Origin of the sequence: Lysinibacillus sp. NPDC048646 (genome assembly GCF_050272295.1) — a bacterium.
In the GTDB taxonomy this organism is placed as follows: Bacteria; Bacillota; Bacilli; order Bacillales_A; family Planococcaceae; genus Lysinibacillus.
Window position 1 is genome coordinate 1 of the sequence record NZ_JBNNLZ010000061.1, and the last position, 2184, is coordinate 2184.

Genomic DNA, 2184 nt, shown 5'->3' on the forward strand with positions numbered 1-2184 from the left:
GTTTTGTTATAAGCACTAATGTGTGAAAATACAAGGGATTTCTTCGGAAATCCTAACTTTATAACCGAGGATAGGAATGATAAAACCACGTATTTTGAAACTATCCCATTAATACTCCTGCATGCGTCATAATAGACAGATTATGGGGTCTGAAGCTCAGGTGAAGTCGGCAGAACAAAGGCTGAAGCCACTCCTCACGGAAAAGGTATGCCAATGGATATGCCGGATGGCTGAAAAACTAAATATGGTGAGAATTTTCTTGTGGAAAAGAACAGACGAACTTCCGAATGTTAGGGTCTAAAGTTAGAACATAAGGAAACTTGTGTACCATCCAACGATGGGGTGAGTGACGTGGAGTAAAAATTGCTTCTATGAAACACGCTATACCGAACAATGGCGGTATCCAGCTCACAGGCTTACAGGAAGCACCTAAGTTTAGAAAAGAATAGCTAGGTTATGAGGGACTTGGAAAATAAGGAACGTTGAATCAAGGGCTGTCACCCGAAACGGTTGCTATAAGCGATATGGCGAAATGCATTTGTCCTTATGAGGGTAGGGGTACGACCAGTGAAACCTCTGTAATGGAGTTGGAGGAACAGCCCCAAGTCTAGCGAAAAGTAATAATTATTTTTCAACTGTGCATTGCACCGATCGGGTAAGAACGTGGGAACATCACTTCAAAGAGGAATGATGCCACAGTGCAAGCTCTACGATATTGGGATTATTACGGGATGACAGACACCTTTACAGACTTACATCAACGAGCCAAAAATAAAGAATCATTCCATCAGCTATACGACATCATCACGTCGAGGAACAATATTTTATTAGCGTATCGAACAATTAAGTCAAATAAGGGGTCGAAGACCCCTGGAACAGATGGTAAAACTATTGTAGGCATAGAAAAACGTTCGGAGAACGAATTAGTAGAAGAAATACAAAGTAAGCTTAAAAATTATCGTCCTAAGAAAGTTAGACGTAAGCTAATCGAAAAAGATAATGGTAAGATGCGCCCACTAGGTATTCCATGCATCCTCGATAGAATCATCCAACAATGCTTTAAACAGGTGTTAGAGCCAATTGCGGAAGCTCACTTTTATAATCATAACTATGGATTCAGATCGTTACGCTCTACTCATCATGCGATGGCAAGAATTCAATTTCTGGTTAATCAATCAAAACTCCATTACGTTGTAGATATTGATATTAAAGGTTTCTTTGACAATATCAATCATACACTGCTTATTAAGCAGCTATGGAATTTAGGTATTCGAGATAGGCAAGTCTTAGCCTGTATATCGAAAATGTTAAAAGCTGAAGTAGACGGAGAAGGTATTCCGACAAAAGGTTCTCCGCAAGGAGGCTTGCTCTCGCCATTATTGTCCAATGTTGTACTCAATGAATTGGACCAATGGGTAGCGAATCAATGGGAACTATTCCCCCTCCATAAATCATTTAAGACTAGAGAAGGTCAACTTCTTGCAAAGAAGCGCACTCACTTAAAAGAAGGCTACATAGTACGTTATGCTGATGATTTCAAAATTTTATGTAGAGATTGGAAAACTGCTGAAAAGTGGTACCATGCTGTTAAGCTTTATCTAAAGGAACGTTTAAAACTTGATATTTCACCAGAAAAATCGAAGATTATTAATCTACGCAAGCATGCGTCTGCTTTTCTTGGCTTCACAATACGTGCCAATCGTAAAGGAAAAAAGCGAGTTGCGCATACGTTTGTCAAAGCCGAAAAGATGCGGAAAATTAAGGCGGATGCAAAGAAACGAATAGAAATACTCCGAACATCGCCAACTACTCAAAATGCCATGCGCTTTAATAGTTTTGTCTTAGGGTTACACAATTATTTTAACAGAGCTACTCACGTCAACTTAGCGTTCTCACGACTTGCCTACGAAATAGGTGCATCTATGTACAATCGTCTTAAACCTGTCGGTAAATATGAACATCCCAACAATCCGCCACCTGTCTATAAAAAGTTCTATGGCTTAGGCTCTAAAACTTATAAAATTGCCGGGGTGTACCTCTTTCCACTTGGGATCATAAAAACTAAAAATGTGATTGGTTTTACTCAAAGTATAACCCCATTTACCCAAGAAGGTCGAGTACAAATAACCACACGGTTGAGTATAGACATAAGACATGAAATCGTATTGTTAATGGAATCAAAAA

1 protein-coding gene is annotated in these 2184 nt (G+C 39.2%); it reads left to right on the forward strand.

Annotation, left to right across the window (positions count from 1 at the left end):
- Nucleotides 1-698: 698 nt before the first annotated feature.
- The coding region (gene ltrA, locus ACQKII_RS24655; RefSeq protein ID WP_427463064.1) for a group II intron reverse transcriptase/maturase at nt 699-2184 on the forward strand (1486 nt) is incomplete at its 3' end.